This window comes from Achromobacter sp. EB05, from assembly GCF_044232075.1.
In the GTDB taxonomy this organism is placed as follows: domain Bacteria; phylum Pseudomonadota; class Gammaproteobacteria; order Burkholderiales; family Burkholderiaceae_B; genus Achromobacter; species Achromobacter dolens.
Genome location: NZ_CP155917.1, coordinates 111,018 through 134,159 on the forward strand (window position 1 = coordinate 111,018; position 23,142 = coordinate 134,159).

At 70.1% G+C, this 23,142-nt stretch carries 22 protein-coding genes; 5 read left to right on the forward strand and 17 right to left on the reverse strand.

Annotated elements, in window-relative coordinates:
• Window positions 1-16 precede the first annotated feature (16 nt).
• Genes AAID08_RS00490 through AAID08_RS00500 form a run of 3 tightly spaced genes read left to right on the forward strand, consistent with a single transcriptional unit; the run spans window position 17 to window position 2,066 of the window.
• A complete protein-coding gene (locus AAID08_RS00490) occupies window positions 17-1,378 on the forward strand; it encodes a hemagglutinin repeat-containing protein (RefSeq protein ID WP_175167304.1) in 1,362 nt (453 codons plus the stop codon).
• Complete coding sequence (locus AAID08_RS00495) at window positions 1,353-1,622, forward strand: hypothetical protein (protein WP_175167303.1); 270 nt, start codon at window positions 1,353-1,355, stop codon at window positions 1,620-1,622. The genes AAID08_RS00490 and AAID08_RS00495 overlap by 26 nt, the downstream gene beginning before the upstream one ends.
• Before the next feature lie 57 nt (window positions 1,623-1,679).
• The gene (locus AAID08_RS00500; protein ID WP_395757241.1) at window positions 1,680-2,066 is read left to right on the forward strand and encodes a YkvA family protein; all 387 of its coding nucleotides are present in this window, start codon (window positions 1,680-1,682) and stop codon (window positions 2,064-2,066) included.
• 13 nt (window positions 2,067-2,079) lie between these two features.
• On the opposite strand, the gene AAID08_RS00505 is transcribed toward AAID08_RS00500, so the two are convergent.
• From AAID08_RS00505 to AAID08_RS00530, 6 genes are all read right to left on the reverse strand, one after another.
• Window positions 2,080-2,781: a hypothetical protein gene (locus AAID08_RS00505; RefSeq protein WP_395757242.1), complete on the reverse strand. Its 702-nt coding sequence runs from the start codon at window positions 2,779-2,781 to the stop codon at window positions 2,080-2,082.
• Window positions 2,782-2,793: 12 nt separating this feature from the next.
• Window positions 2,794-3,426: a LysE family translocator gene (locus AAID08_RS00510; protein WP_054419531.1), complete on the reverse strand. Its 633-nt coding sequence runs from the start codon at window positions 3,424-3,426 to the stop codon at window positions 2,794-2,796.
• 39 nt (window positions 3,427-3,465) lie between these two features.
• Window positions 3,466-3,990, reverse strand: coding sequence for a DUF4189 domain-containing protein (locus tag AAID08_RS00515; protein WP_395757243.1), 525 nt, complete (start codon window positions 3,988-3,990; stop codon window positions 3,466-3,468).
• A gap of 8 nt (window positions 3,991-3,998) precedes the next feature.
• On the reverse strand, window positions 3,999-4,607 hold the full coding sequence (locus AAID08_RS00520) for an isochorismatase family cysteine hydrolase (protein WP_395757244.1): 609 nt from the start codon (window positions 4,605-4,607) through the stop codon (window positions 3,999-4,001).
• A gap of 105 nt (window positions 4,608-4,712) precedes the next feature.
• On the reverse strand, window positions 4,713-5,618 hold the full coding sequence (locus AAID08_RS00525; RefSeq protein ID WP_343719712.1) for a hypothetical protein: 906 nt from the start codon (window positions 5,616-5,618) through the stop codon (window positions 4,713-4,715).
• A gap of 245 nt (window positions 5,619-5,863) precedes the next feature.
• On the reverse strand, window positions 5,864-7,195 hold the full coding sequence (locus tag AAID08_RS00530) for a PLP-dependent aminotransferase family protein (protein WP_395757245.1): 1,332 nt from the start codon (window positions 7,193-7,195) through the stop codon (window positions 5,864-5,866).
• A gap of 141 nt (window positions 7,196-7,336) precedes the next feature.
• Between AAID08_RS00530 and AAID08_RS00535 the strand changes: the two genes are divergently transcribed.
• Window positions 7,337-8,077: a sulfite exporter TauE/SafE family protein gene (locus AAID08_RS00535; protein ID WP_232063928.1), complete on the forward strand. Its 741-nt coding sequence runs from the start codon at window positions 7,337-7,339 to the stop codon at window positions 8,075-8,077.
• A 69-nt stretch (window positions 8,078-8,146) separates the two neighbouring features.
• Window positions 8,147-9,208 carry a YwqG family protein gene (locus AAID08_RS00540; RefSeq protein WP_395757246.1) on the forward strand — a complete coding sequence of 354 codons (1,062 nt, stop codon included), beginning with the start codon at window positions 8,147-8,149 and terminating at the stop codon, window positions 9,206-9,208.
• 58 nt (window positions 9,209-9,266) lie between these two features.
• Here the strand turns inward: AAID08_RS00540 and AAID08_RS00545 are convergent, their stop codons facing one another.
• The 11 genes from AAID08_RS00545 to AAID08_RS00595 all read right to left on the reverse strand — a co-directional run bounded on the left by AAID08_RS00545 (window position 9,267) and on the right by AAID08_RS00595 (window position 23,007).
• Window positions 9,267-10,919, reverse strand: coding sequence for an acyl-CoA synthetase (locus AAID08_RS00545; protein WP_395757247.1), 1,653 nt, complete (start codon window positions 10,917-10,919; stop codon window positions 9,267-9,269).
• A 9-nt stretch (window positions 10,920-10,928) separates the two neighbouring features.
• Window positions 10,929-11,993 (reverse strand): phosphotransferase family protein, encoded by a 1,065-nt coding sequence (locus AAID08_RS00550; protein ID WP_395757248.1) that lies wholly within the window; start codon window positions 11,991-11,993, stop codon window positions 10,929-10,931.
• Entirely contained in the window at window positions 11,990-13,216 is a 1,227-nt protein-coding gene (locus AAID08_RS00555; protein ID WP_006389424.1) for an acyl-CoA dehydrogenase family protein, read from the reverse strand. Before AAID08_RS00555 ends, AAID08_RS00550 begins: the two co-directional genes overlap by 4 nt.
• A 27-nt stretch (window positions 13,217-13,243) precedes the next feature.
• Complete coding sequence (locus AAID08_RS00560; protein ID WP_054515626.1) at window positions 13,244-14,005, reverse strand: SDR family NAD(P)-dependent oxidoreductase; 762 nt, start codon at window positions 14,003-14,005, stop codon at window positions 13,244-13,246.
• Between the two features lie 33 nt (window positions 14,006-14,038).
• A complete protein-coding gene (locus AAID08_RS00565; RefSeq protein ID WP_175167294.1) occupies window positions 14,039-16,186 on the reverse strand; it encodes an acetate--CoA ligase family protein in 2,148 nt (715 codons plus the stop codon).
• A 38-nt stretch (window positions 16,187-16,224) separates the two neighbouring features.
• Window positions 16,225-17,196, reverse strand: coding sequence for a tripartite tricarboxylate transporter substrate binding protein (locus AAID08_RS00570; RefSeq protein WP_395757249.1), 972 nt, complete (start codon window positions 17,194-17,196; stop codon window positions 16,225-16,227).
• Between the two features lie 61 nt (window positions 17,197-17,257).
• Window positions 17,258-17,599: a Zn-ribbon domain-containing OB-fold protein gene (locus AAID08_RS00575; protein WP_395757250.1), complete on the reverse strand. Its 342-nt coding sequence runs from the start codon at window positions 17,597-17,599 to the stop codon at window positions 17,258-17,260.
• A complete protein-coding gene (locus AAID08_RS00580; protein ID WP_395757251.1) occupies window positions 17,596-18,744 on the reverse strand; it encodes a thiolase family protein in 1,149 nt (382 codons plus the stop codon). Before AAID08_RS00580 ends, AAID08_RS00575 begins: the two co-directional genes overlap by 4 nt.
• A complete protein-coding gene (locus AAID08_RS00585) occupies window positions 18,737-19,507 on the reverse strand; it encodes an IclR family transcriptional regulator (RefSeq protein ID WP_395757252.1) in 771 nt (256 codons plus the stop codon). The genes AAID08_RS00580 and AAID08_RS00585 overlap by 8 nt, the downstream gene beginning before the upstream one ends.
• 126 nt (window positions 19,508-19,633) lie before the next feature.
• Window positions 19,634-20,866: an MFS transporter gene (locus AAID08_RS00590; RefSeq protein WP_054515622.1), complete on the reverse strand. Its 1,233-nt coding sequence runs from the start codon at window positions 20,864-20,866 to the stop codon at window positions 19,634-19,636.
• 125 nt (window positions 20,867-20,991) lie between these two features.
• Window positions 20,992-23,007 carry an acetyl/propionyl/methylcrotonyl-CoA carboxylase subunit alpha gene (locus AAID08_RS00595; RefSeq protein ID WP_395757253.1) on the reverse strand — a complete coding sequence of 672 codons (2,016 nt, stop codon included), beginning with the start codon at window positions 23,005-23,007 and terminating at the stop codon, window positions 20,992-20,994.
• Window positions 23,008-23,142: the final 135 nt, after the last annotated feature.

Consider the following 23,142-nt stretch of genomic DNA (forward strand, 5'->3'; position numbering starts at 1 on the left):
CGTGGGCGCCGGCACTATGCTGGCGTTGCGATCCGGCGCTGACACGTCCTTGATCGGTGGAACTGGTCGAGCCGACCGGATCATCGCGTCGGTGGGCAAGGACTTGCGCCTGGAGACCCTGCAGGATGCCAGCACCTACGACGCCAAGCAGCAAAGCATCGGCGTCAAGGCCAACATCTGCGTGTACGGCTACTGCAAGAGTTCGGTGTCGGGCCACGTCGCCCAAGGCCGGATGAACAGCGACTTCCGATCCGCCAGCGAACAGGCCGGCCTGAAGGCGGGCGACGGCGGCTTCCAACTGGATATCGCGCGAAACACGACCTTGGTCGGCGCGGCGATATCCAGCAGCGAGCGCGCGGCGCTGGAAGGCCGAAACGCGCTCGGCACGCGCACGCTGGATGTTCAGGATGTAAAGAACACGGCCCGGTACAAGGCCGACCAGATTGCCCTGAGCGGGGGCTATAGCTGGGGCGGCGACGGCGGGGGCGCACCCAAGAAAGGCGATGCGGGCAAAGCGGACGTAGCCGCGAACGCCAACGGCCAGACGGCGGGCGGGGCCGACAACGCGCGGGACCCGGGCGACAAGAGCGGGGCGTCGGCAGGCCTGCCTGTTGTCGTAGGCGCTTCCGGCAATGCCAGCTCGGCCACGCGCAGCGCGATCAGTGGCGGCAATGTCGTGATTCGCGATGAAGTCGCGCAGCAGGACTTAACTGGACTGACGGCGACTCAAACGATCGCTGCGCTGAATCGCGACACGTCGTCGGATACGTTGAATGCGCTCAAGCCGATCTTCGACAAGGAGAAGATCGAGGCGGGGTTCGAGATTGCGTCGGAGGCTCAGAAGCAGGTCGGGCAGTTCCTGGAAACGCGGGCCAGGGAAGCCAAGGCACTGGAAGATGCGCTGAAGAACGAGCCTGAAGGACCGCGTCGCGATCAAGGCCAACATCTGCGTGTACGGCTACTGCAAGCGTTCGGTGTCGGGCCACGTCGCCCAAGGCCGGATGAACGGCGACTTCCGATCCGCCAGCGAACAGGCGGGCCTGAAGGCGGGCGACGGCGGCTTCCAGTTGGATATCGCGCGAAACACGACCTTGGTCGGCGCGGCGATATCCAGTCAAACGCTGCGCTGAATCGCGACACGTCGTCGGATACGTTGAATGCGCTCAAGCCGATCTTCGACGAGAAGAAGATCGAGGCGGGGTTCGAGATCGCGTCGGAGGCTCAGAAGCAGGTCGGGCAGTTCCTGGAGGCTCAGGCCAGGCAAGCCAAGGCGCTGGAAGATGCGCTGAAGAACGAGCCCGAAGGACCGCGTCGAGATCAACTAAAGCAAGCTTTTGAGGATGCGAAGACTGATGATGTTCGCCTTTTTGTGCCGTGATGAACGACGCTGGGTCCGTACTGGTGCGATCCCCACCTGCGGTCGCTTGTACGCGAAGGTGGGCGCGATCGATACGAATACCGCCATTCGCAAGATGTTCGGCGACGTCCTGGTGCGTGCCTTGGCTGCCTCGGAAAGACGCGTCGCGGTCATCATCCGGCGATTGCCCAAGGTATTGCCCCCCTATCGGGCGTCAAAGCACGCGATGCAAGCGGCTGCGGATTTAGCGAGCAGATTGCGTTGAAGCCAAGTCACGGGTTCAATCTGGAATCCATCCCCGCTGCCCCCTACCCCGCGCTCCATGCCAACCCGCGACCGCCTCAAAACCTGGGCCCGGCGCATCAAGCGCGACGGCCTGACCCTCTGGTTCGCCGGCAAGCACCCCCGCACGCCCTGGCACGCCAAGGCGCTGGGCCTGTTCGTGGTGGCCTACGCCCTCAGTCCCATCGATCTGATTCCCGACTTCATCCCGGTGCTGGGTTATCTGGATGACGTGCTGTTGCTGCCGGGCCTGATCTGGTTGGTCATCAAGTTGTTGCCGCCAGATGTGCTGCGGGAATGCCGCAGCCAGGCGGACGCGTGGATCCAGGCCAAGCGCGAAAAGCCGCGCAGCCGGGTGGGCGCGGCGGTGATCGTGGCGTTGTGGATGGCGGTGGTGACGGCAGTCGGCTACTGGCTATGGCGTTGACGCGGCACGCGCTTCACTCTTCCAGATATCCCAGCGTGCGCAACTCCGCGATCGCGCCCAGTTCCTCGTCACGCCGCTTCTTCGGCGCACCCATTGATGCGGTCAGCAGCATGGCCGGCCGGTCGGATTCGTCGAAGCCGCGCAGCACGCTGTCGGCAACGGGAAACGCCTTGGCGAAGCTGGCATCCAGCGCCTGCTGCCCACGATAGCGCCCGCGCTTGTCCAGGATCACCTGCGTTTGCGGATCGCGCCTGATCAGGTGCAGCGGCACGCCTTCGCAACGCAGCCCCAACAGCCTGGCTTCGCTGATGTCCAGCGCCCAATCGGTCTCGGCATAGAACGCGGCGCGGGCGGTCTCGAATTGCTGGAGCCGGTCCGCATCCGTGCAGAACGCTTCGGGCGTCAGGTTCAAGTTGATCTTGCCGATCTTGCCCTTCAACGTGACCCGGCGAAGGAACGCGGCCCACACCAGCAGAATGGGGTTGGTGGACAGGTCTTCGACCACCACGTCCTCGAACACGCACGGCTTGATCTCTGAATTCACGACGCGGCATTGCGACAGCGTCACGTTCTGCACGCGCGACATGCGTTGCGGATACTTGACCATCGACAGACCGCAGTTATCGAAGGCGCAGTCGTGCAGATGCAGGTCGTGGAAATGCGCGTTGCCCTTGTGCAGGGCCATGCGGAATTCCTTGCCTTCGATCTTTTGCATGGAGCGCGCGCGTCAGTTGCGGCTGGCGGTGGCCAGGCGCAGCGCCAGCGCCAGGAACACCGATCCCAGTACGTACTGCGGCCAGCGCGACACGCGTTGGCGGCCGGCCCAGCGCCGGCTGAGCTGGTGCGCGGCCAGGATGACGGCGCCGTTGATGAACAGGCCGATGACGTTGAGGATGGTGGCCAGCACCAGGATCTGCAGGGCCACCGAGCCGTCTTGCGGGCGCACGAACTGCGGGAACAGAGCCAGCACGAACAGCGCCATCTTGGGGTTGAGCAGGTTGGTCAGCAGGCCTTGCAGGAAGACTTCGCGCACGGGCGAGCGGGCCCGGGCGGCATCGGGCATGTGCGACACGGGGCGCGAGCGGAACGCGCGCACGGCCAGGTACAGCAGGTAGAGCGCGCCGGCGAAGCGCACCGCGTCGTAGGCCATGGGCACCGCCACGAATAGCTGCGACAGGCCGAAGGCCGCCAGCAGCGCGTGGCAGTAGGTGCCGGCCTGGATGCCGGCCAGCGAGGCGAAGCCGGCGGCCCTGCCCTGCGCGGCGCTGCGCGAGGCGATCAGCAGCATGTCGGGGCCGGGCGTCATGGCCAGCGCGACGCAGGCGCCGCCAAAGAGGACGAGGGTGGCGGGGTCGAGCATGGAAGGTCCTTCGAGGGATGCGGGCCGGCGAGACGCCGATTATTGAGCCGGCGGGGGCAGGCTGCAACCGGTGTAGAACGTTTGGCAGCTGGCGCCAGCGCCTTTCTCGCAACTTTCCAGGGCGCGCATGCGGGCCAGTTCCTCACTGGCGGCGGTGGCGGAATTGACCAGCACGCCGCTGCCTTGGGGCGACGGGCCGTAGGCCACGGCCACGCATTGGTCGTGATAGGTGGTGTTGATGACGCAGCGCGCGCCGCCCTTGGTGGCGCATTGGCCCAGCGCGTCTTTTTCGGCCTTGGCCTTGCTGGCCCGGTCGGCCGAGATGCCGATCGCGCCGGAGAGCGCGTCATAGGCCACGGCGCCCCAGCGCTGGGCGTCGCGCGAGGCGGGGGTGGACGCGCCGCCCGCGGCGGGCGCGATCTCCACGGGGATCGGCACGCATTGCTGGCCGGGCGTGCCGACGCTGGGCGCGTAGCCGTCGGGGCAGCCTTGTTCGGCTTGCGCCACGGCGGCGTGCGAGAAATTCAGGGCGACGAGGAAGGAGGCAGTGATCAGGGTACGCATGGGTCAACTCATTCTTTGTTGTGCAGCCCGGGCCCGGCGGCGGTGGCCAGCAAGGACAGGGCATCGTCCAGGGAAAGCACCGTGGTGCGCGATTCGAAAGCGGTCGCGAACAGGTGGTCGTGCACGACCGGGTCGGGGTCGTAGCAACAGTCCTTGACGGTCAGGAGGCGGTAGTCGGCGTCGCTGGCGTGGGCGATGGACGACAGCATGACGCCGGTGGACGCGACGCCCACCATGATCAGGGTGTCGATGCCCTGGGCCGACAGCCGCGGTTGCAGGTCGGTGCCGAAGAACACGCTGGCGCGGTGGGCCAGGATGATGGGTTCGTCGTCGCGCCGGCCGAGTTCGGGCGAGACGCGGTCATGCACGAAGCGGCCCAACTGCCGGATGCCCTGCCCGTTTTTGTTGAGCGGGCTGACTTCCGGGTAGCCGGGACTGAAATGGATCTTGGCGAAGTAGACGCTCACACCGGCGCGGCGGGCGGCATCGCATAGCTGCCGCGTGTTGGCCAGCAGCGTGGGGGCGACCGACGGGAACAGGTCCATGATGTCGGTCTGGTAGTGCATGACCAGCAGGGCGCTGCGCGCCGGGGTGATGGCCAGGGGCTGGGAGGTCATGGTTCGCTCCGTGAAGAGGGTCTGCATGACCTGTCAGTGTAGCGGCAGTCGCGGGACGGGTTGGGCGGGCGGCGGCGCGGGCCGGCGCGCCTGCCGCGTCATCGTTTACTTCTCGGTGTACTTCTTGCCGGCTTCGTCGTAGACGTAGCTGACCGCGTCGGCGGGGCCCAGTTTGCGGGTCTTGCCCGGGCCGGAGATTTCGGTGCCGCTGGGGGTGACGGTCAGGCGCGGCATGTCGCTGCCGTTCTGCGCGGTGAAGGTCAGCTTGCCGGTCTTGGCGACGCAGGGCATGACGTCGCCGTCGGCGCAGGCGGCGCTGTTGTCGTCGCCGGTGAGAATGCTGCCCAGGTAGGTCCAGACCTTGTCCTTGAGCTCGTCGCGCGGGCCGGGATTGAAGACGAACAGGGCGTAGCCTTCGAAGCTGGTGCCGTTGTCAAAGCCCTGGGTCGGCACGGCCAGCAGCAGCTTGCCTTCCGGGGTGCGGTAGTCGAGCGGCTTGCGGCTAGTGTCGACGGCTTCGGCCCGTTCGTAGGCGCCGAACATGCCGATGGTGTGCTCCATGCCGCGGAACTTCCAGGGGCGTTCGGCGGTGGAGCCGGTCAGGGTAAAGGTGGCTTCGGCCAGGTTGACCTGGGTCTCGGGGCCGGCTTCGTCTTCGCCGGGCTTGCCGTATTTTTCGCGGGTGTCCCAGGTGAAGCCGGTGAAGTATTGCGTGCCGTTCAGTTCGAAGGCGTGGCCGAACCAGTAGGTGGCGACGCTGCCGTTGGCCACTTCGTACGAGTCGGCGCCCTTGCCGTCGATCTGGTAGATGGCGTACATCACCGTGGGGGCATCGGGCGGGGTGACGGCGGTGGCCTGGGCGGCGGCGGGCTTGGGAGCGGCCGGCTCGGCGGCGTTGGCCGCCAGGGTGCCCGGGCTGGCGAACGCGGCCAGCGTGGCGGCAAACAGGCCGGCCAGCGTGGCGCGCAGCAGCGGGCGGGGGGACGGGCGGACGTTCAGACGCGTTTTCATGTCGGACTTGTTCTCATCGGTCTTCGGTAAGCGCACGTGGCGCATGATGCGGCGCCATCTTAGTGGCCGGCCGGGGCTGGCGTCGGACAGCAATTTGCCAATTGTGTCCGACTGCAAGGCCTGCGCGCAGGCGCGTCGATGGCACGGGCGGAAAAGCAACAGTGGGCGCATCCGGCAAGGCGGCCGCCTGGCGTTCCCGCCGAGGATGGCGAATCGCCCTTGCGCGTTGCGCAGGCCTGCCCGCCCTACCTGTCCGTCTGGTCCGCCACCACCCGCGCCACCGCTTCCAATGCGCGCCGCAAGGCGTCCAGGTCCACCGAGCCCAGCGCCAGCCGGATCGCGTGCGGCACGTGTGAGACGGCGAAGGGATGAGCCGTGGAGACGGCGATGCGTTCGCGCATCAGCGCCATGGCGATGGCATCGGCGCGCACTTCCGGCGCCAGCGGCAGCCAGACGAAGTATGACGAGGGATGGGCGACCGGATGCAGCGGCCCCAGGATCTGCGCGGCGATGCGTTGGCGCTGCGCGGCATCGCGGCGCTTCTCGGTCTCGAGCCGCCGCACGGTGCCGTCTTCGAACCAGTCCTGGACGATGGCCGTGAGGGTGGCGGGCGTGTTCCAGGTGGTGGCGCGGATGGCGCGTTCCAGCTTGGGAATCCAGGCTGGCGGCGCGCTGACCGAGCCGACGCGCAGGCCGGTGGCGACGCTCTTGGACAGACTCGATATGTACAGCGTTGCCTCGGGCGCCAGGGCCGCCAGCGGCGGTGGCGCTTGCGCGGCGAGGAAGGCGTAGGCGCCGTCCTCGATCAGCATCAGGCCGTGGCGGCGCGCCAGGTCCACCAGGTTCTCGCGCCAGGCCAGGCCGGCGACCCAGCCGAGCGGGTTGTGCAGGGTCGGCATGGCGTAGACCGCGCGGACGCGGCGCCGGTGGCAGAGGTCGGCCAGCGCATCCAGGTCCATGCCGTCGTCGGCGGCGGGCACGGGCGCCAGTTCCAGCCGCGAGAATTCCGCCGCCAGCTTGAAGCCGGGGTAGGTCAGCGCGTCCACGGCCACCACGTCGCCCGGTTCGAACAGCGCCATGGCGGCGATGGTCAGGCCGTGCTGCGCGCCGCTGACGAGCAGGGTCGAGGCGGCGCTTGCCGTAAGGCCCCGATGGGCCAGGTGCGCGGCGGCGGCGGCGCGTTCGGGGTCGCTGCCGCCATGCGGGCGGTAGCGCAGCAAGGCGTCGGCGTCGCCTTTGGCGGCCAGCCGGCGCAAGGCGCTGCGGTACAGCGCGGCCTGGCCCGGCAGGGTCGGCGAATTGAAGGTCAGTTCGGTGGTGTCGTCGTTCCAGGCGCGCAGGTCGATGCCGTGGCCGCGCGGCAGCGCCTCTTTGACGAAGGTGCCGCGGCCGGATTCGCCGCTGACCAGGCCCATGGTCTGCAGCTCGGCGTAGACGCGGGTGGCCGTCATCAGCGCCAGGCCTTCGCGCGCCGCCAGTTCGCGGTGCGTGGGCAGGCGCGTGCCGGGCGGCAGGCGGCCGCCGCGGATGTCGGCCGCCAGTTGATCCACCAACTGCTTGTAGCGCGACGCGGGCATGGCGAAAGCGTATCCAGGACGATTATTTTGATGGGCAGATTATCCGGCCTAGGATGGCGTCACACAACGCCGCGCGGCGGCGTTTTTCAATGTCTGCTTCTGTCTTGCCGGGCCATGGATCTGAATTTCTATGTTGTTGCGATGTCGCTGCTTGCCGTCGGGGTGATCGGTTTCATGAAGGGGGCGTTTGGCGGCGGGTTCGCCATCATCGGCATTCCGCTGATGGCGCTGGTGATGGACCCGATCACGGCCGGCAGCGTGCTGGCGCCGGTGTTCGTGGCGATGGATCTGTTCGCCCTGCGCTACTGGAAGCCGCGCACCTGGTCGCGGCCGGACCTGGCGTGGCTGGTGCCGGGATTGCTGGCGGGCGTCGCCGCGGGCTATGTGGTGCTGCGGCAGGTCGACCGCCATTTCGTCGAGGTGCTGATGGCCGTGACGACGTTGCTGTTCGCCTGGCTGTGGTGGCGCGGCGGCGCATCGGTGACGGCGCGGCCGCGTTCCAGCGGCAAGGCCTTGCTGGCGGGCGGCGCGTCCGGCATCACGACGATGGTGGCGCACTCGGGCGGGCCGCCGCTGGCCATGTATCTGTTGCCGCTGGGCCTGTCCAAGGAAGTCTATGGCGGCACCACCAGCATGTTCTTCACCATCGGCAATCTGCTCAAGGCCGGCCCGTGGCTGGCGGTGGCGGACCTGTCGCGCGGCTACTGGAGCCTGGTGGCCATGAGCCTGCCGGCGGCGTTCGTGGGGGTCTGGGCGGGGTGGCGGCTGCATCACCGCTTGAACCAGGCGCAGATGTACCGGCTCTGCTACGGGCTGCTGGTGGTGACGGCGGTGAAGCTGCTGTGGGACGGCATCGCGGGGTACGTCATGGCGCCGTCCTAGAATGGCGCATTCGGCGGCGACGCCCGCCCCACTTTCGCCAGCGCGCCGCGCCCCAGGAGGATTGCCGTCATGGACTTCACCCCGTTGCCTTCGGACCAGGACGCCCTGCGTCGTTCGCTCGACGCCACCGATCTGCCAGCCGGCGTGATCTCCCGACTGCTGGAACAGGCGCGTCCCGCGCTGGTGCTGGCGACCACCGCCCGCGAGGAGGACGCGATCCCCCTGGGCGCCAGCAAGATCGGCGGGCGCCCGGACCTGCCGCGTGGCATGGCCTGGCCGACGCGGCCGGCCTATCCAGACGCGAACGAGCGCGCCGCCGGCCATCGCAAGGAGGCCGAGCGCCTGCTGGCGGATTCGAAGAAAAAAGGATCGTGGATGACGCCGGCGCAAGGCGAGCGTTTCAGCGCGGATGCCCGCGCCCGGGCGGATGCGGTGGAAACGGCGTTTCCGCTGACGTTCCTGGGGCAGTTCGATCTGGCCGCGTTGTCGCGGGAAGCGGGATTCGACGCCGCGCTGCCGCGCGAGGGCCGGCTGCTGGTGTTCTACGATTTCCTGGAACAGGCCGAGAGCTTCACGCCGGCGGCTTCGGTGGGTTGGCGCGTGCTGTGGGACACCACGCCCGTGGCGGGGCTGGAACGGGCGCCGGTGCCGCATGCGCTGGCCTCGCTGTCGGACGATGAATGGACCTGCGTGTTCCGCGCGGCGCCGGTCTCGGCCCGCACGGTGCTGACGCCGATCGGTGTCGATGACGCGGGCTGGGATGCGTTTGCCCTGGAGGACGACGAGGCCTACGAAAGCTACCAGGATTGGCGGTCGCGGTTCGGCACGCCGGACATGGATGGCCGCGACAACCATCAGCTCGGCGGCTATCCACAGTCGTTGCAGAATGGCATGCAGGCCACTTGCCAGCTGGTGTCGCACGGCCTGGATTGCGGCGGCGGCGCGGTCTGGCGCAGCGAGGCCGCGCAGGCCCTGTTGCCGGGGGCGCGGGACTGGCGGCTGGTGTTGCAGATCGGCGCCGACCCGCACGCCGGCATTCCGCAGCCGGGCGCCTATTACGTGCTGATGCGCGAGCAGGATATCGCGGCGCGCCGCTTCGATCTGGCGCGCGTCACGTATCAATGCGACTGACGCGTCGCCGGCGAGCCGCTATCGCGCCGGGCGGGCGTGAACCGCCCGGCCCTGTGCGTCATGCGGGAGGCTCGCCGTCATCCAGCGCCGCCGCCTGCTCGCGCAGCACGAACTTCTGGATCTTGCCGGTGGAGGTCTTGGGCAGGGCGCCGAACACCACGGTGCGCGGCGTCTTGAAGCGCGCCAGGTGTTCGCGGCAGTAGGCGATCAGGTCGTCGGCGCTGCGCGACGCGCCCTCTTTCAGCGTGACGAAGGCGCACGGCGTTTCGCCCCACACCGCGTCGGGTCGCGCCACCACGGCGGCTTCCAGCACGTCCGGGTGGCGGTACAGCACGCTTTCGATTTCCACGGTCGAGATGTTTTCGCCGCCCGAGATGATGATGTCCTTGGCGCGGTCCTTGATCTCGATGTAGCCGTCGGGATGCACCACGGCCAGGTCGCCGGAATGGAACCAGCCGCCGGCGAAGGCGTCGGCGGTGGCGTCGGGGTTGTGCAGATAGCCCTTCATTAACGTATTGCCGCGCAGCATGATCTCGCCCAGCGTGGCGCCGTCGGCCGGCACCGGCCGCATGGCGGCGTCCATCACCTGCACCGCTTCGACGTTGAGCTTGCGCACGCCGATGCGGGCCTTGAGCGCGGCGCGCTCGGCCAGCGGCAGGTCGTCCCATTCGTCGTGCCAGGCGCAGCCGATCGACGGGCCGTAGGTTTCGGTCAGTCCGTACAGGTGGGTGACGCCCACGCCCAGTTGCTCCATCGCTTCGATGATCGCGGCGGGGGGCGCGGCGCCGCCGGTCATGGCCTGCACGCGATGCGTGGCGCGGTGGCGGACGTTGGCAGGGGCGTTGACCAGCATGTTCAGCACCACCGGGGCGGCGCAGAAGAAGCCGACCCGATGGCGGCGGATGGCCTCGAAGATGGCCGCCGGCTCCACGCGCCGCAGGCAGACGTTGGTGCCCGCCAGCGCCGCCAGGGTCCACGGGAAGCACCAGCCGTTGCAGTGGAACATGGGCAGCGTCCACAGGTAGACGGCGTGCGGCGGCATGCCGCAGGCCAGCACGTTGCCGGTGGCGTTCAGGTAGGCGCCGCGATGGTGATAGAGCACGCCCTTGGGGTTGCCGGTGGTGCCCGAGGTGTAGTTCAGGCAGAGGTTGTCCCATTCGTCCCGCGGCCCTTCCCAGGGCGCGTCGGCCGGTTGCGCGGCGAGCCAGGCTTCGTACTCCGCATCGCCCAGGTCGCCGTGCGGGCCGGTGTATTCGCTGTCTTCGATGCGCACGGTGCGCGGCGGTGTGCGCAGGTGGCCCAGCACCTCGCGCACCAGCGGCGCGTATTCGCTGTCGTACAGCAGCACGGTGGCGCCGCCGTGCTCCAGGATGAACGCCAGCGTGCGCGCGTCGAGCCGGGTGTTGAGCGCGTTCAGCACCGCGCCGGCCATCGGCACGCCGAAGTGCGCTTCGTACAGGGCCGGCGTGTTGGGCGCGAGCACCGCCACCACGTCGCCCCGGCGCACGCCCCAGGCGGCCAGCGCCGCGGCCATCTGGCGGCAACGGTCATAGGTGGCGCGCCAGCTCTGGCTATGGTTGCCGTGCAGCAGCGCGGCGCGTTCCGGGTAGACGGCCGCCGCCCACGCCAGGAAACCCAGCGGCGTCAGGGGCTGGTGGTTGGCGGCGTTGCGGGGCAGTGTGTCGTCGGACGCGGATGGCGATGCGGTCATGATGCGCTCCTAGTGGCCTGCGGTGGCCAGGCGTGCGGATTCGCGTTGCGCGGCCTGCCAGCCGAGCGCGGCCAGCGGTTCGACGCGCGCGCCCATCTCCAGCGCATCGGTGGCGGCGGCGTTGCCGGCGCGGGCGCGCGCGTACACGCCCTGCAGGATGGCGGCGATGCGAAAGAAGCTGTAGGCCAGGTAGAAATCCCAGTTGGGCGGCGGCGCGATGCCGCGCGCCTCGCAATAGGCGCGCACGAACTGCGCTTCACCGGGGATGCCCAGCGCCGCCAGGTCCAGGCCGGCGATGCCGCGCCACAGGGACGGCGGGATGCGCCAGCACATGCAGTGATAGGCCAGGTCCGCCAGCGGATGGCCCAGGGTCGACAGCTCCCAGTCCAGCAGCGCGATGGCGCGCGGTGCGTCGGGCGCGAATACCAGGTTGTCGATGCGGTAGTCGCCGTGCACCAGGCGGGTCTGGTCGTCATGCGGCAGATGCTGCGGCAGCCAGTCGATCAGCGCGTCCATGGCGGGGATGGACGTGGTTTCGGTGTCGCGGTACTGGCGGGTCCAGCGCGCCACCTGGCGCGCGAAGTAGTCGCCGGCCTTGCCGTAGTCCGCGAGCCCGACGGCGGCCGGTTCCACCGCGTGCAGCGCGGCCAGCACGCGGCCGGTCTCGGCATACAACGCGGCGCGCTCGGCGGGGGCCAGGCCCGGCAGCGCCGGGTCCATGAAGACGCGGCCGCGCGCATAGCTCATCAGGTAGAACGGCGTGCCGACGATGGAAGGGTCGGCGCAGTAGTGCAGCATGGCCGGCACGGGCACGGCGGTGCCGGCCAGCGCGGCCATGACGCGGTACTCGCGGTCGATCGCGTGGGCCGAGGGCAGCAGCGTGCCGGGCGGCTGCTTGCGCAGCACGCGCGCGCCGCTGTCATCTTCCAGCAGGTAGGTCGGATTGGACTGGCCGCCCGTCAATGCCCGCGCGCGCAGGCCGCTGGCGTTGCCCAGGCCCTGCGCCGACAGGTAGGCGGCCAGCGCGGGTAGCCAATCGGGGGCGGCGTTGGTGGCGTGATCGGGCGCGCTCATACCAGCGCCTTGCGCGGGGCGTCCGCGTCGTCCCACTGCCAGAACGCATCGCCCTGGTCCATCAGGTAACGCGCCAGCACCATCTTGTGCACTTCGGAGGCGCCGTCCACCAGCCGCGCCTGGCGCGCGTAGCGGTAGATCCATTCCAGCGGCGTGTCTTTGGAATAGCCGCGCGCGCCGTTCAACTGCAGCGCGGTGTCGACCACCTTGTGCAGGGTTTCCGACACCACGATCTTGGCCATGGAGATTTCCTTGCGCGCGAAGTCGCCCTGGTCCAGCCGCGCGGCGGCGCGCATGGTGAGCAGTCGGCCGATCTCGATCTGCATGGCGGCGTCGCCCAGCAGCCATTGCACCCCCTCGCGGTCGGCCAGCTTCTGGCCAAAGCTGCTGCGTTCGCCGACGTAGTCCACCGCCACCGCCATGGCGCGCCGCGCGAGGCCCAGCCAGCGCATGCAGTGCGTCAGGCGCGCCGGACCCAGGCGGATCTGCGTCAGCTTGAGGCCGTCGCCCACTTCCATCAGGCGGTTCTCGTCGGGGATTTCGAGGCCGTCGAATTCCAGCTCGCAATGGCCGCCGTGTTCTTCCGGGCCCATGATGGGGATGCGGCGGACAATGCGCCAGCCGGGCTGGTCGGCGTCGAACAGGAAGGCCGACAGGCCCTTGCGGGCGTCGTCCGAAGTGCGCGCGATCAGGATGAAATGCTGCGCGGCGCCGGCGCCGGTGATGAACCACTTGCGGCCATGGATCAGCCATTTGTCGCCCTGGCGGGTGGCGGTGGTGCGCATCATTGACGGGTCCGAGCCGCTGCCGGGGCTGGGTTCGGTCATCACGAAGGACGAGCGCACCTTGCCGTCGATGATGGGTTGCAGCCAGCGGTCCTGCTGGTCGGGCCGCGCCACCTGCGCCAGCACGCGCATGTTGCCGTCGTCGGGGGCGGCGGCGTTGAAGGCGGCCGGGCCGAAGATGGAGCGGTTCATTTCTTCATAGCAGGCGGCCAGGCCCACCATCGGCAGGCCCTGGCCGCCGCGCTTGCGCGGCATCTGCAGGGCCCACAGGCCGGCCTCGCGGGCCTTGGCGCGCACGCGGTCCAGCAGGGCTGCGTCGATGTTCTCGTGGTCGTCGTAGTTGGCGCGGTCGGCTTCCAGCGGAATCAGCTCGCGGTCGACGAAGGCGCGCACGCGCTGGCGGTAGTCTTCGAGTTCGGGGGGCAGCGAAAAATCCATGGCGGGGTCTCCGGATGGGATGCGGGTTCAGAGCGAGCTGGCCAGGTGGCCGCCGTCCACGTCGATGACCGCGCCGGTCATGTAGGCGGAGGCATCGGAGGCCAGCAGCAGCAAGGGGCCGTCCAGGTCCTGCGGGCGGCCCAGGCGGCGCTGCGGGATGCGCTTGACCAGGGCCTCGCCGGCGGGCGTGGCGAAGAAGTCGCGATTCAGGTCGGTGCCGATGTAGCCGGGCGCCAGCGCGTTCACGCGGATGCCGTGGCGCGCCCATTCCAGCGCCAGGGCGCGGGTCAGGTGCAGCAGGCCGGCCTTGGCGGCGGTGTAGGCGGCGACGTGCGAGGCCACGCGCTGGCCCAGGATCGAGGCGATGTTGATGATGGCGCCGGGCCGGCCGTGGCCGTGGAAGTGGCGCGCGGCGCACTGCGCCACCCGCCACGCGCCGTTCAGGTTGACATCGATCAGGCCGGTCCACTCGTCCTCGCTGATGTCGAGCGCGGGGCGAGTCATGGCGATGCCGGCGTTGTTGACGACGATGTCGACCGGGCCGAGCGCCTGCTCGACCTGGGTGAATGCCGCCAGCACGCTGTCGGGTTGGGTGACATCCATGCCCGCGACGCAGGCCTGGCCGCCCTGCGCGCGGATCTCCGTTGCCAGGGTTTCGCCCAGTTCGGTCCGGCGCCCGCACAGCGCCACGCGCGCGCCGGCCTCGGCCAGCCGCAGCGCGAAGTGGCGGCCCAGTCCGCTGTAGGCGCCGGTGACCAGCGCGGTCTTGGATTTCAGGTCTTCAAACATCGGTGCGTCTCCTTTGTTTGTGTGCCGGCGGCATTACGCCGCCTCGCTGGCGGCGGGCTGGCGCGCGGCGTTGAGTTCCACCAGCGCATCCACCGCCACCGCGCCCTGTCCCACGGCGCCGACCATCACCGGGTTGATGTCGACCGACGCCAGGCGCGGACCGGCCGCCAGGGCGTAGCGGCCCAGCGCCACCGCCTGTTGCGCCAGGGCCTGCACGTCGGCCGGCGGATCGCCGCGCACCCCTTGCAGCAGCGTGCCGATGCGCAGGCCGCGCAGCTTCTCGATCACCTGCGCGGCATCGAACGGCGGCATCAGCACCGCCACGTCGCGCAGCGCCTCGACGTATTTGCCGCCGCTGCCGATCATGACGACCGGCCCCAGCACCGGATCAACGCGCGCGCCCAGCGCGCATTCTTGCAGGCCGCGCTGCATCCGCGCGACGAGCCAGGCGCCATCGCGCACGTCCAGCTTACCCAAGGTTTGGGCTTGATGGGCAAAAGCCGTGCGCAGCGAGGCCTCGTCGTTCAGGCCCAGCGCCACCAGCCCGTGCTCGGACTTGTGCGGCAGTTGCGCCGAGCAGGCCTTCAATGCCACCGGCGCGCCGATGCGGCGCCACGCGGCAATGGCCTCGTCGGCCGTGCGGCAGACGGCGTGTTCGATTACCGCCAGCCCGTTATCGGCCAGCAGCGCAAGGCTGGCCGCCTCGGACAGGAAGCCGCCGGCCGCTTCGGGCGCCGGATCGGCCGCCACAATGCCTTGCGATGCTGGCGGCGACGCCATGCGGCCGCGTTCGCGCAACCGCCGCAGGCGCAACAGCGCCGACAAGGCATCCATCGCCTGGATCTCGTCGGCGTAAACGGGCAGGCCGCGCGCGCGGAATGCGCTGGCCACGTTGTCCTGCCACGCCACCACCACGACCGGTTTGGAGGCGGTTTGCGCGAAGCCGGCCGCATCCGCCGCGAACGAGGCCACGTCGTAGCCGCGCCCCGCCACTGGAATATCGAGCAGGAACATGTCGGCCGCCGGGTCGGCGCCGATTACGGGCAGCACTTGCCCGAACAGGCCGTTGTTCGACAGCAGCGCGGCGGTGATGTCCACGGGGTTGACGGTGGTGGCATAGCCGGGCAGACGCTCGGCCAGCGCCTGCTGGGTGGCGTCGGCCAGCGGCGCGATCTCCAGGCCGCGCTCGGCGGCCGCGTCCGAGGCCAGCACGCAGCTGGCGCCGGAGTTGCTGACCACCACCACGCGCGGGCCTTGCGGCAAGGGGCTGCGCAGGGCCAGTTCGGCGTAGCGCACCAGTTCCTGCGGATCGCGCGCGCGCAGGATGCCGTGGTGTTCGAAGAACGCATCCACCGCGCGGTCCTCATTGGCCAGCGCGCCGGTATGCGAGGCCGCGGCGCGCGCGCCGGCCTCGGAGCGGCCCGACTTGACCACGATCAGCGGCACGCCGCGCGCCCGCGCCAGCGCGGCCGCCTCGGCCAGCGGCCCTGCCTCGCGCAGCGATTCCAGGTACAGCAGCACGCAGCCGACTTCCGGATCGCGCAGCGTCGCGCAGGCCAGTTCGGCGACCGACACGTCGGCCTCGTTACCGGTGGCATGCACGTGGCGCACGCCGATGCCGCGCTGGCGTAGCAGGCCGTAGACCATGGCGCACATGCCGCCGCTCTGGCTGATGACCGCCACCGGCCCGTCGCCCGGCGCCACCTCCAGGAACATGGTGGAGAAGCTGGCGATGGCGCCGTTGCCGAAGTTGGCCAGGCCCTGCGAGTTGGGGCCGACGATGCGCATGCCGGCGGCGCGGGCGCGCGCCGTCATCGCATCCTGCAGGGCGCGCCCGGCCTCACCGGTTTCCGAGAAGCCGGCCGAGATGACGATGGCCGCCGCCACGCCCAGCGCGGCGCAGTCATCCACCGCCCGCAACGCCTGCTCGCCCGCCACCGCCACGATCGCCAGGTCCGGCGCGGCGGGCAACGCGGCCAGGCTGGGCCAGGCGCGTTCGCCCTGGACTTCGGCGCGTTGCGGGTTGATCGGGTACAGCGTGCCCGCATAGCCGTGGCGCCGCATGTAGTGGATCGGCCGGCCCCCGATCTTGTCGGGATTGTCGGAGGCGCCGACGATCGCGATCGAGGCCGGATCGAGCAGGCGCGCGAGGCTGGCGTCGCCGATGGGTACAGAAGCCATGAAACTCCCCTGGGTAGGATGAAGGCGGCCGCGCGCGGTCAATTGACCGTGGCGCCGGAAGTCTTGACCACGCCGGCCCATTTATCGACCTCGACATCGAGGAAGCGCGCCGTGTCGGCAGGCGTCTTCCATGCCGGGGCGAAGCCCTGGGCGGCGAATTTCTGCTGGATGTCGGCGCGGCCCAGCACCTTCTGCAGGGCGCCGTTCAATCGGTCCACCACCGATGCCGGCGTGCCGGCCGGGGCCAGCAGCCCGTTCCAGGCGGTGGCTTCGTAGCCCGGCAGCCCGGCCTCGGCCACGGTGGGCACGTTGGGCGCGGCGGGCGAGCGCGCTGCGCCGGTCACGGCCAGCGCCTTGAGCTTGCCGCCGTTCACGTAGGGCATCGACGACAGCATGGTGTCGAACATGATGTCGGCCTGGCCGCCCATCACGTCTGTCAGGGCCGGCGCGCTGCCGCGATAGGGCACGTGCACCATGCGCAGGCCGGCCATGGCGCCGAACAGTTCGGCCGCCAGGTGGGTGGACTGGCCGTTGCCCGACGAGGCGAAGGTCAGCTTGCCCGGCGTGGACTTGGCCAGCGCGATCAGCTCGCGCACGTTGCCGGCGGGCAGGTCCGGCCGCGTCACGATCACCAGCGGGCCGCTGGTCAGCAGCGACACGGGCGCGAAGCTCTTGCGGGTGTCGTAGTTCAGGTTCTTGAACAGCGACATGTTGATGGCGTGGGCCGTGGTCGCCAGCAGCAGCGTGTAGCCGTCGGGCGCGGCCTTGGCCACCATGTCGGCGCCGATGTTGCCGCCGGCGCCGGAGCGGTTGTCGACGATGATGGTCTGCTTGAGTTCGTCGCCCAGGCCCTGCGCGACCACGCGGGCCACGATGTCGGTGGGCCCGCCCGGCGGGTACGGCACCACCAGGGTGATGGGTTTGGTCGGCCAGTCCTGGGCGGCCGAGGCGGCGGCTGCCACCAGGGAAAGCGCGGCCAGGGCCGTGCGGCATGCTGCGATTGCGCGCATGATTGTCTCCTCCGTCGTGCGGATATGTTGTTTTGCTGGGGATGGTGTTGCCGGCGGCGCTTCAAGGCGGCCGGCGCGCCTCGAAACCGAGCAATGCGCGGCCGTCGATCGTGATCGCGCGGCCCATGACCTGCTGGCCGATGGCGATGCCGGCGTCGGCATGGCCCATCAGCACCGCGCCCTCTTCCAGGCGCACCAGCACCAGCACGTAGGGCACGTGCGCGCGCCAGAAGGCGTCGGGCGCGCGGTGGATCTCGGTGCGCGCCAGCACTACGCCCGCGCCGCTGCCGCGCCGCCATGGCAGATGGGTGCCGCCGCAATGGGCGCAGGCGTAGGGGCGCAGCGCCCACCAGGCGCCGCAATCCTCGCAACGCTGCAATTCCAGCGGATCGCGGGTGTTCATCGATGGCCCTCCGCCTGCAGCACCAGGCTGACGTGGGCGGACAGCACGCCGCCGTCCGCATGCACCAGCGCGCAGCGCGGCGCGCCCGCCTGCCGCGATCCGGCCTGGCCCGCCAACTGCGTCCAGGCCTCGGCCACGTGCGCCATGCCGCCGGCCACGCCGGAATGCCCGAACGACAGCAGGCCCCCATGGGTGTTGAGCGGCAGCGGCCCGGCGGCGTCGAAGTCGCCGCGCCGCACGCGATCCGCCGCGCCGCCGCGCGGCGCGAAGCCCAGTTCTTCCAGCAGCATGGCCAGCGTGATGGTGAAGGAATCGTAGATGCCCAGGTAGTCGACCTGGTCCGGGCCGATGCCGGCGTCGGCATAGGCCTGGCCGAGCGCGCGCGCCGCGCCGGTGTCGAGAATGTCGCGCAGCGCCGACAGGTGCTGGTGGCGATGCGCCTGCCCCGCGCCGCTGATGCGCACCGGCCCTTCGTCGGCGCCGACCACCAGCGCCACCGCGCCGTCGGAAATCGGGCAGCAGTCCAGCAGGTGCAGCGGCGTGGCGATGGGCCGGGACGCCAGCACCTGGTCCACGCTGATGGCTTCGTTCAGGTGCGCATGGGGGTGGCTGGCGGCGTGGCGGCGCATCAACGCGGCGAGCTCGGCCAGGTCCTCGCGGCGGGTGCCGGTCCGGTGCATGTAGGCGGAGGCCAGCAGCGCGTAATAGGCCGGCACCGACGCGCCGTTGGGCACCTCGGTATCGGCTTCGCCAACCTGCGCCAGTGTCTGGATGGAGGCGTCGACGGCCTGGCCGGTCAGGCGGTTCTCGCCCGCCACCACCAGCACGCGGCGGCAGCGGCCGGCGCGCACCAGTTCGCGCGCCAGCATCACCATGGCCGCGCCGGTGGCGCCGCCCATCTGCATGCCGTGGGCGTAGCGCGGGTCCAGGCCCAGCTTTTCGCTGAGCAGCGTGGCCAGCATCAGGTGCGGAAAGGTGGTGGCGTAGCCGCACAGCACGCCGTCGATATCGGCGCGCCGCAGGCCGGACTGCGCCAGCGCGGCGTTGGCGGCCTCGGCCATCAGGTCCAGGGCCGAGCGGCCCTCGTGGCGGCCGAAGCGCGTGGTGGCCGCGGCCAGCAGGCAGGCGTGGTGAAGATCAGGCATGGGGCATCCAGGCGCGTTCGATGGCGCGGGCTTCGGCCGCCAGCGCCTGGGCCAGTTCCTGTTCGCGCGATTCGACCCGCTCGCTCAAGGCGGCCACGCTCAGCGCGGCGATGGCGCGGCCGCTGGGGCCGCGTACGGCCACGCCCAGGCCCCCCATCTTTTCCACCACCACGTCCAGCAGCATGGCGTGGCCGAGCTCGCGGGCGCGCGCCGTCATCTGTTCCAGCAGCCGCACGGGATAGCGCGGGTAGCGTTCCTGCAACCGCTGGTGCACCGGCGGCAGCACCGCCTGGGTTTCGCTCTCGTCCATGGCCGCCAGCAGCGCCAGGCTGCCGGCGCCGATGCCAAGCGGACGGCGGCTGCCGACCTCCAGGTAGTTGGCGCGGATCGGATAGTTGCCGAAGCACAGGTCCAGGCAGACCGATTCCCAGCCGGTTGGCATCGACAGGATGACGGTGTCGCCGAACTTGCGCGCCAGGCGGATCAGCGCTGGCCGCGCCAGGGCGCGCAGATCGAGGCCGTCGACCATGGCATGGTGCATGGCATAGACCTGCGGACCAAGCATGTAGTGCTTGCTGACCGGGTCTCGCTCCACGAAACCCTCGGCCTCCAGGTCCTTCAGGATGCGCAGCGCGGTGGACACGTCCAACTGCGCTGCCTGGGCGATGTCGGTCAGGCGCTGGACGCGCCGGTTCGACAGGCTGGCGAGGACGCGGCAGACCTTTTTCGTCGCGGAAACAAGGCTGGTATCCGGTGTAGACATGGCAGCGGCAGGACCCGTTGGCTGAACATGGTCACAAGATAGGCAGGCCCGCCGCGAGGGTAAAGTTGCGTCGCAACAAAATTTCGCCCAGCAACAATCGCGGTTTGCCGGGCGCTGCAGGCAGCGTCAGGCCGGTTCGGTTTCGGGATGCAGCGAACGCAGCCTGCGCAGCTCCGGGAACCAGTGCATCCACAGCCCCGCCACCGCAATCGTGCCCAGGCCGCCCACCACCACCGCCGGCACCGCGCCCAGCAGCGCCGCCATCACGCCGGACTCGAATTCCCCCAACTGGTTCGAGGCGCCGACGAACAGCGTGTTGACCGCGCTGACGCGGCCCAGCATGTGGTCGGGCGTGTTCAGCTGCACCAGCGACGAGCGCACCACCACGCTGATGGCGTCGGCCGCGCCCAGCACCACCAGCGCGCCCACCGACAGCGGGATCGAGGTCGACAGGCCGAACACGGTGGTGGCCAGGCCGAACAGGATCAGCGCGCCGAACAGCAGGCGGCCGACGTGCTCGCCCAGGCTCAGCCGCGCCAGCGTCAGCGACATCAGCATGGCGCCACAGGCCGGCGCGGCGCGCAGCGCGCCCAGGGCCCACGGACCGGCGTTGAGAATGTCCTTGGCGAAGATCGGCAGCAGCGCCGTGGCGCCGCCCAGCAGCACCGCGAACAGGTCCAGCGACAGCGTGCCCAGCAGAATGCGGCGCTGGAAGATGAAGGTGATGCCCGCGAACAGCGTGCGCCAGGTGGTCGGCTCCCTGCGCGGCGGGGCGCGGTCGATCGACATGCTGGCGATGCAGGCGAAGCCGCACAGGTACAGCGCCGCCGCCACGCAGTAGATCCACCCTGCCCCCAGGCCATAGCCGATGCCGCCCAGCGCCGGGCCGGCGATCTGCGCGATCTGGCCGCCGGAGGACGACAGCGCGGTGGCGCGCGGCAGCCATTCGCGCGGCACGATGGCGGGAATCAGCGTGGTCAGCGTGGGCGCCTCGAAGGCGCGCGCCGAGCTCATGATGATGAGGGTGGCGTAGATCAGCGTCTTGCCGCCGACGCCGTGCAGCGCCGCGATCGCCAGCAGCAGCGTGGCGAGGGTCTCGACCGCCATGCAGATGGCGACGATCTTGCGGCGGTCGTAGCGGTCGGCCACGTGGCCGACCACCAGCGTCAGCGCCGCCATCGGCAGGAACTGCGCCAGACCGATCAGGCCCAGGTCGAGCGCGCTGCCCGACAGCGCGTAGATCTGCCAGCCCACCGCCACCGAGACGATCTGGAAGGCCAGCGACGCGCCGATGCGCGCGAACAGGAAGTGCAGGAAGGCGGGTCGGTAAAGCGGACTGGGCGAGTCGGGGGCGGGCATCGGGGCGGAACGCGCGGCAGGCGCGCGGACGGCGCCGGAATGCGCATTCTATAAACAGCCGGCTGACGCCAAACTAAAGCGCCCGCCGGCCGTGGGGTCTTGCGCGCCGTGGGAGCGGGGCCGCTTCAGGCGCCGATCGACACCAGTTCCGCGCCTTCCGTCACCTGGTCGCCCACCGCGTAGAACAGTTCCTCGACCTTGCCGTCGGCCGGCGCGGAGATGGTGTGCTCCATCTTCATGGCCTCCATCACCAGCAGCGGCTGGCCCTTGGCGACGCTGTCGCCGGCCTTGACGGCGATGGAGATGATCTTGCCCGGCATGGGGGCGGTCAGGCCGCCGCCGTGGTCGCCCTGGGTGTCCTGGGCGTGCGCCAGCGGGTCGTACAGGTCCAGCACGCGCGCGCCGCCGTCGCCGAAGACGTGGGCCTTGTCGGCGTGCAGCACCACGGTGCCGGCGCGTTCGCGGCCGTCCAGGGTGATGCGCAGCACGCGGGCCGGGCCGTTGTGGTCCTCGGCGCGCCAGGCGAAGGGCCGGGCGCCGTCGCCGCTGTCCAGCGTCCAGTCGGCGCCCTGGCGTACGACGGTGACGTGACGGGTCTCGCCGTTGTCGATCCACTGTAACGTGCGCTGATAGCGGCCGCCCAGGCGCCAGCCGTCGCGGGTGTCCCACGGATCGGCCGGGGTGGCGCGGTGGGGCGCCGATTGCGCCTGGCCCTGGCTGGCCAGCACGGCGGCCGTGGCCAGCGCCAGCGTGGCGGCGTCGGCCGGCGTCGGCTCGGGCAGCAGCGTGGCGCGCTGGCGCTCGATCAGGCCGGTGTCGAGGTCGGCGGCGGCGAAGGCGCTGTCGCGCATCAGGCGCGACAGGAAGGCGACGTTGGTCTGCACCCCCACCGCCTGGGTCTGCGCCAGCGCTTGCAGCATGCGGGCGCGGGCATGGTCGCGGTCGGCGCCGTGCACGATCAGCTTGGCGATCATGGGGTCGTAGAACGGCGTGATGGTGTCGCCGGTGCGCACCCCGCCATCGACGCGGATATCGCCGTTGGCGAAGGCGACGTGGGCCGGCAGGCCCAGGTAGGCCAGCGTGCCGATCGACGGCAGGAAGCCTTTCTCGGGGTTCTCGGCGTAGATGCGGGCCTCGATGGCGTGGCCGTGGATGCGCAGGTCTTCCTGGCGCGCCGGCAGCGGCTGGCCGGCGGCCACGCGCAACTGCCACTCGACCAGGTCGTGGCCGGTGATCATCTCGGTGACCGGGTGCTCGACCTGCAGGCGCGTGTTCATTTCCATGAAGTAGAAGCGGCCGTCGGGCTCGGCGATGAATTCCACCGTGCCGGCGCCCACGTAGCCCACCGCGCGCGCGGCGGCCACGGCGGCTTCGCCCATGGCGCGGCGGCGTTCCTCGGTCATGCCGGGCGCGGGCGCTTCCTCGATCACCTTCTGGTGGCGGCGCTGCACCGAGCAGTCGCGCTCGAACAGGTAGACGCAGTTGCCATGGGTGTCGGCGAACACCTGGATCTCGATATGGCGCGGCTTCTGCAGATAGCGTTCGATCAGCACGCGGTCGTCGCCGAAGCTGGAGGCGGCCTCGCGCTGGCACGAGGCCAGCGCATCGAGGAACGCGCCCGTCGATTCGACCACGCGCATGCCCTTGCCGCCGCCGCCGGCGCTGGCCTTGATCAGCACCGGGTAGCCGATGGCGTCGGCCTGTTCCTTGAGGAATTGCGGGTCCTGGTTGTCGCCGTGGTAGCCGGGCACCAGCGGCACGCCGGCCTTTTCCATGAGCGACTTGGCGGCGGACTTGCTGCCCATGGCGGCGATGGCCGAGGCCGGCGGGCCGACGAAGGCGATGCCGGCCTGTTCGGCGGCTTCGGCGAAGGCTTCGTTTTCCGACAGGAAGCCGTAGCCGGGGTGGATGGCTTGGGCGCCGGTATCGCGCGCGGCCTGCAGGATGGCGTCGGCGCGCAGGTAGCTGGCGCGCGGCTCGGGGCCGCCGATGTGAACAGCGACGTCGCAGGCGGCGACGTGGCGGGCGTCGGCGTCGGCGTCGGAATAGACGGCGACGGTGCGGATGCCCAGGCGGCGGGCGGTGGCGGCGACGCGGCAGGCGATTTCGCCGCGGTTGGCAATCAGCAGGGTATCGAACATGGCGTTATCCAGACTGGGATGATTCGTTGACTACGTTGCAGCGACGAGCGCAATGCATTCGAAGCTCTCACACGTCGCATCACGCCGACCTTATCGGGGACACCGCGGATCCGGCTTCGCCGGTCCGCCGGTGTC